We start from the raw sequence: 5,251 nt of genomic DNA, 5'->3' as shown, positions 1-5,251 counted from the left end.
GCCGACGATCGCGCGAATCCCCCACCGCATCAGCGCCTGCGGCGCGTGCTCCCGCGACGACCCGCAGCCGAAGTTCTGGCCAACGACCAGGATCTACGCGCCACGATAGGCCGGCGAGTTGAACGGGTGCTCCGGATTCTGCTTCTTCGCGTCCTCGAACGCGTGCTCCCCAAGCCCCTCGAACACCACGGCCTTCAGAAACCGTGCCGGGATGATGCGGTCCGTGTCGATGTCATTGCCGGTGACCGGGATGCCGCGGCCCGTCACCTGGCGGCGCTTGAAATCCGTGCTCATCTGAGGATCTCCCTCACATCGGCGACGGCGCCGGTGATGGCGGCGGCGGCGACCATGGCCGGGCTCATCAGGAGCGTGCGTCCCGTGGGGCTGCCCTGGCGCCCGATGAAGTTGCGGTTGCTGGACGAGGCGCTCATCTCGCGGCCCTGGAGCTTGTCGTCGTTCATGCCCAGGCACATGGAGCAGCCGGCCTTGCGCCACTGCCAGCCCGCGGCCTGGAAGATCTCGTGCAGGCCCTCGGCCTCGGCGGCCCGGGCCACCTGCTGGGAGCCGGGAACGATCAACGCGCGCACGCCTTTAGCCACCTTGCCCTTCTTCGCCACTTCAGCGGCGATGCGCAGGTCGGACAGGCGCCCGTTGGTGCACGAGCCGACGAAGGCCACGTCGATCCTGGCGCCCTTGATCGCCTGGCCCGCCTGGAAGCCCATGTGGGCCAGCGCTTCGCGGAAGGTCGGCCGCTCGGGCTCGGGCTGGGAGTCCGGCGCGGGGATGCGCTGGCTCACGCCCACCGACATGCCCGGGTTGATGCCCCAGGTCACCACCGGCTCGATGGCGCTGCCGTCGAGGCGCGCGACGTCGTCGATGGTCGCGCCGGGCTCGGTCGCCATGGACTTCCACCAGGCGGCCGCGCGCTCGAAGGCGTCGCCCTTGGGCGCGTACGGGCGCCCGCGCAGGTATTCGATGGTGGTCGCGTCGGGGTTGACGTACCCGAAGCGCGCGCCGCCTTCGATGGACATGTTGCAGACGGTGAGGCGCTCCTCCATCGTCATTCGCTCGATGACGGGCCCGGCGTACTCGTAGGCGAAGCCGACGCCGCCTTTGACGCCGAGCTGGTGGATGATCGCCAGAATCACGTCCTTGGCGTAGACGCCGCGGGCCAGCGCGCCCTCCACCCGCACCTGCCGCAACTTGGGCTTGGCCATGGCCAGGCACTGGGTGGCCAGCACGTCGCGCACCTGGGTGGTGCCGATGCCGAAGGCGATGGCGCCCACGGCGCCGTGCGTGGAGGTGTGGCTGTCGCCGCAGGCGATGGTCATCCCCGGCTGGCTCAGCCCTAGCTCGGGCCCGATGACGTGCACGATGCCCTGCCGGCCGCTCTGCATGTCGAAGAGCGGCAAGCTGAACTCCTTCATGTTGCGGTACATGTGCACCGCCATCTCCTCGGCCAGGGGATCGGCGTAGGGGCGAGTCTGATCGGTGGTCGGGATGATGTGATCGAGCGTGCCGAAGGTTCGCTCGGGCATGCGCACCTTGAGCTTCAGCTCCTTGAGCATCTGAAAGGCCTGCGGGGTCGTGACCTCGTGGATCAGGTGCAGGCCGACCAGGAGCTGGGTCTGCCCGGACGGCAGCGTCCGGACCGTGTGCGCCTCCCACACCTTGTCGAGCAGCGTGCGTGCCATGGAGCTCCTCCTTCGACCGCGTATGCTGCCCGAGCCGGACAGTGTAGTCCAGTGAAACGTTCTGCCGGGAATGTTAAGCTCCGCTTCATGGTCAACGGCGCGCTCTTGCCGGCCCTCGAGACGCTCCTGGCGGTGGCCCGCACGGGCTCCGTCGCCGCGGCGGCCCGCCAGCGTCACATCACTTCCTCGGCGGTGAGCCAGCAGATCCGGCGGCTGGAGAGCCACTTCGACATCAAGCTCTTCGAGCGGGCCGGGCGCGGGGTCCGCCTCACCGCCGCCGGGGAGGCGGCGCTGCCGGTCGTACGCGAGCTGTGGAGCGGCGCCGAGGCCGCCTTCGCCCAGCTGGCCGAGCTGGCCGGCCGCCCCGCCATCACGCTGCGCGTGGCGGCCAGCGACTATCTGGGTAAGGGGCTGCTGGCCCCCGTCCTGCGCGACCTGCTCGACGAGGAGCCGCCCGTGCGCTTCGAGATGGTGACCACGCATTCCCGGGCGGGTGTCCGGCTGGTGGCGGTCGGCGAGGTGGACCTCGCGGTCGTCACCGGCCAGGAGACGCCTCGCGGCCTGGAGGACCGCCACCTCTTCGATCAACCCTTCCTCTGGGTCGGCCCGCGACCCAAACGCGGCGACCGGACGCCGCTCACGGAGCGGCTGCGTCGTGAGCCGGTCCTGCGCCTGGCCGCCGAGAGCCGCGGGCGCGCCCTGCTCGACGAGTACCTCGCCGACGCGCGGATCCGCCCCGTGTCCACGATCGATGTGCCGAGCGTGTCGCTGCTGCTCTCGTACGCCTCGGGCGGGCTCGGCATCGGGCTGGTTCCCGCCCTCGCGCTGGGCGAGTCGCCTGGGGATCGCATCGTGAGCGCTCCGGCTCGAGTGCCATCACTGCCGGTCAGTCTTCTCTGGCGTCCGGTTGCGCGCCGCCAGCCCGCCCTGGCCCGCCTGGTGGCGCTCCTGGTCGCCGCCGGCGCGCGCGTGGGCACCCGGCTCCGGCGCCGGCGGGGCGCCGCCAGTGGCGGCCGGCCTTGACGACAGCCGGCCCGCTGGCGCAGCATGCCCCACCATGGCGTCCATGACGAGGGCAGCCCGCAAGGTGGCACCGCCGCACGTCGTTTGCGTGGAGGATTTCCGGCCGCTCGCGCGCCGGCGGTTGCCCCGGGCCGTGTTCGACTACATGGACGGCGGAGCCGAGGGCGAGGTGACCCTTCGCGAGAATCGTCGCGCCTTCGATGACGTGACGTTCCGGCCGCGTCAGGCGGTCGCGGTCGGCGAGTGCGACCTGCGCGCCCGCGTCCTCGGCCGCGACATCTCGCTGCCGTTCCTGCTGGCCCCGGTGGGTTACTCGCGAATGATGCATCCGGGGGGCGAGGTGGCGGCGGCCCGCGCGGCCGGCAAGGCGGGCACCGGGTACATCCTCTCGACGATCTCGGGCCACCCGCTGGAGGACGTGAAGGCGGGCTCAACCGGGCCGGTCTTCTTTCAGCTCTACCTCGTCGGGGGCCGTGCCGCGGCCGAGGCGGTCATCGAGCGCGCGCGGGTCGCCGGGTACGCCGGGCTCGTGGTCACCATCGACACCCCGGTTGCCGGCATGCGGGAGCGCGACCATCGCAACGGGATGAAGGAGCTGATCTGCGGCCGCCTCATGGACCGCCTGCCGTTCCTGCCCAACGTGCTGGCCCATCCCGGCTGGCTGGCCGGCTTCCTGCGCGACGGCGGGCTGCGGCCGCTGCCCAACGTCGTCGTGCCCGGCCAGGGGCCGATGCCGCTCATGGACGTCGGCGCCGCGCTGGCGACCACGACGGTGACGTGGGCGGACTTCAAGTGGATCCAGGACTGCTGGCGCGGCCCCATCGTGGCCAAAGGCGTCCTCACCGGCGACGACGCCCGGCGGGCCGTCGACGCCGGCGCCATGGCGGTCTCGGTGTCGAACCACGGCGGCCGGCAGCTGGACTGCGTGCAGGCCTCGCTGCGCGCCTTGCCGGAGGTGGTCGCCGCGGTCAAGGGACAGGCCGAGGTGTGGATGGACGGCGGTGTCCGCCGGGGCACCGACGTCGTGAAGGCGCTGTGCCTGGGCGCCGACGTGGTGCTGTGCGGGCGCGCCTACGCCTACGGCCTGGCCGCCGCCGGCGAGGCCGGCGTGGCGCGGGCCATCGAGATCCTGCGAGCCGATCTGGATCGCACGCTGCGGCTGCTCGGATGCCGGTCGGTCGCCGAGCTGGACCGCTCGTACGTCAACGTCCCCAAGAGCTGGGAGTCGTGCTGATGCCTGTCATCCTGGGTTCGGGCGAGCATCGATACGAAGTGCATGACCACTGGGCGAAGCTGCCGCCGGGACGGGAGTTCAACGCCGATGTGGCGGCCGTCGGGGTCGACCGGCAGGACCGCGTCTACGCGTTCAACCGGGGGGCGCACCCGATGGTCGTGTTCGACCGCGACGGCAATTTTCTCCGGTCCTGGGGCGAGGGGGTGTTCCGGCGGGCCCACGGCGTGCACATGGCTCCAGACGACACGCTGTGGCTCACCGACGACGGGGACCACACCGTCCGGCACTGCACGCTGGACGGCAAGGTGCTGCTGACCATCGGGATTCCCGGCTCGCCGAAGCCGTACATGAGCGGTGAGCCGTTTCACCGGTGCACGCACACGGCCCTGTCGCCTCAGGGCGACCTCTACGTCTCCGACGGCTATGGCAACGCCCGCGTTCACAAGTTTGCGCCGAACGGGAAGCTGCTCCTGTCGTGGGGGGAACCCGGGACCGATCCGGGGCAGTTCAACATCCCCCACAACATCTGCTGCGACGCCGACGGCTGGGTGTACGTGGCCGACCGCGAGAACCATCGCGTGCAGGTGTTCGACGGCAACGGCCGCTACGAGACGCAGTGGAACAACATGCACCGTCCCTCGGGCCTGTACCTGGAATCCGGCCCCCAGCCGCGCTTCTACATCGGCGAGATCGGCGGCGGCCTGAACGTCAACTACGAGGTGCCCAACATCGGGCCCCGGGTCAGCATCTACAGCGCCAAGGGCGAGCTGCTGGCGCGGCTGGGTCGCGGGCCGGCCGGCCTGGAGCCGGGGCAGTTCGGCTCGCCGCACGGGCTCGCCGTCGACTCCCGCGGCGACATCTACGTGGGCGAGGTCTCCTTCACCAACTGGCGCAACCGCTACCGCGACCAGCCCCCGCCGCCGGGCCTGCGCAGCCTGCAAAAGCTCGTCAAGGTGCCGTCATGAAAGTGAGGATCTTCTCCGACTACGTCTGACCCTGGTGCTATCTCAGTACCGTGCGTATTGAGAAGCTCAAGCGGGAGCATGGCGTGGAGATCGAGTGGGTGCACTTCCCCCTGCACCCGGACACACCGCCCGAAGGCCGCTCGCTGGCCGAGCTGTTCGCCGGGCGCAACGTCGACCGCAAGGCCATGCACGCCCAGATGAAGGCGCGCATGGACGCCGAGGGGCTGCCCTACGGCGAGCGCACGATGACCTACAACAGCCGCCTGGCCCAGGAGCTGGGCAAGTGGGCCGACACCCAGCCGGGCGGCGAGGCCCTGCACGACGTCCTGTTCCGC

General features: G+C 70.9%; 5 protein-coding genes and 1 pseudogene. 4 read left to right on the top strand and 2 right to left on the bottom strand.

The window, feature by feature from the left end; translation table 11 throughout:
• Both VFR64_04505 and leuC read right to left on the bottom strand, forming a co-directional pair.
• Nucleotides 1-294: pseudogene (locus tag VFR64_04505) on the bottom strand (isopropylmalate isomerase).
• The gene (gene leuC, locus VFR64_04500) at nt 291-1,694 is read right to left on the bottom strand and encodes a 3-isopropylmalate dehydratase large subunit (GenBank protein HET9489001.1); all 1,404 of its coding nucleotides are present in this window, start codon (nt 1,692-1,694) and stop codon (nt 291-293) included. The pseudogene VFR64_04505 and the gene leuC overlap by 4 nt, the downstream one beginning before the upstream one ends.
• Nucleotides 1,695-1,781: 87 nt before the next feature.
• On the opposite strand from leuC, the gene VFR64_04495 reads away from it, so the two are divergent.
• The 4 genes from VFR64_04495 to VFR64_04480 form a co-directional block, all read left to right on the top strand.
• A complete protein-coding gene (locus VFR64_04495; protein ID HET9489000.1) occupies nt 1,782-2,717 on the top strand; it encodes a LysR family transcriptional regulator in 936 nt (311 codons plus the stop codon).
• A gap of 43 nt (nt 2,718-2,760) precedes the next feature.
• A complete protein-coding gene (locus tag VFR64_04490) occupies nt 2,761-3,951 on the top strand; it encodes an alpha-hydroxy acid oxidase (protein ID HET9488999.1) in 1,191 nt (396 codons plus the stop codon).
• Nucleotides 3,951-4,916, top strand: coding sequence for a peptidyl-alpha-hydroxyglycine alpha-amidating lyase family protein (locus tag VFR64_04485; GenBank protein ID HET9488998.1), 966 nt, complete (start codon nt 3,951-3,953; stop codon nt 4,914-4,916). The genes VFR64_04490 and VFR64_04485 overlap by 1 nt, the downstream gene beginning before the upstream one ends.
• Nucleotides 4,913-5,251, top strand: a 339-nt coding sequence (locus tag VFR64_04480) for a DsbA family protein (GenBank protein HET9488997.1), incomplete at its 3' end; no start/stop codon positions are given. The genes VFR64_04485 and VFR64_04480, both read left to right, overlap by 4 nt.

The organism is Candidatus Methylomirabilota bacterium, from assembly GCA_035709005.1.
Classification (GTDB): domain Bacteria; phylum Methylomirabilota; class Methylomirabilia; order Rokubacteriales; family CSP1-6; genus 40CM-4-69-5.
Note: the sequence above shows the minus strand (reverse complement) of the source record. Positions and strands in the feature narration are given on the sequence as shown.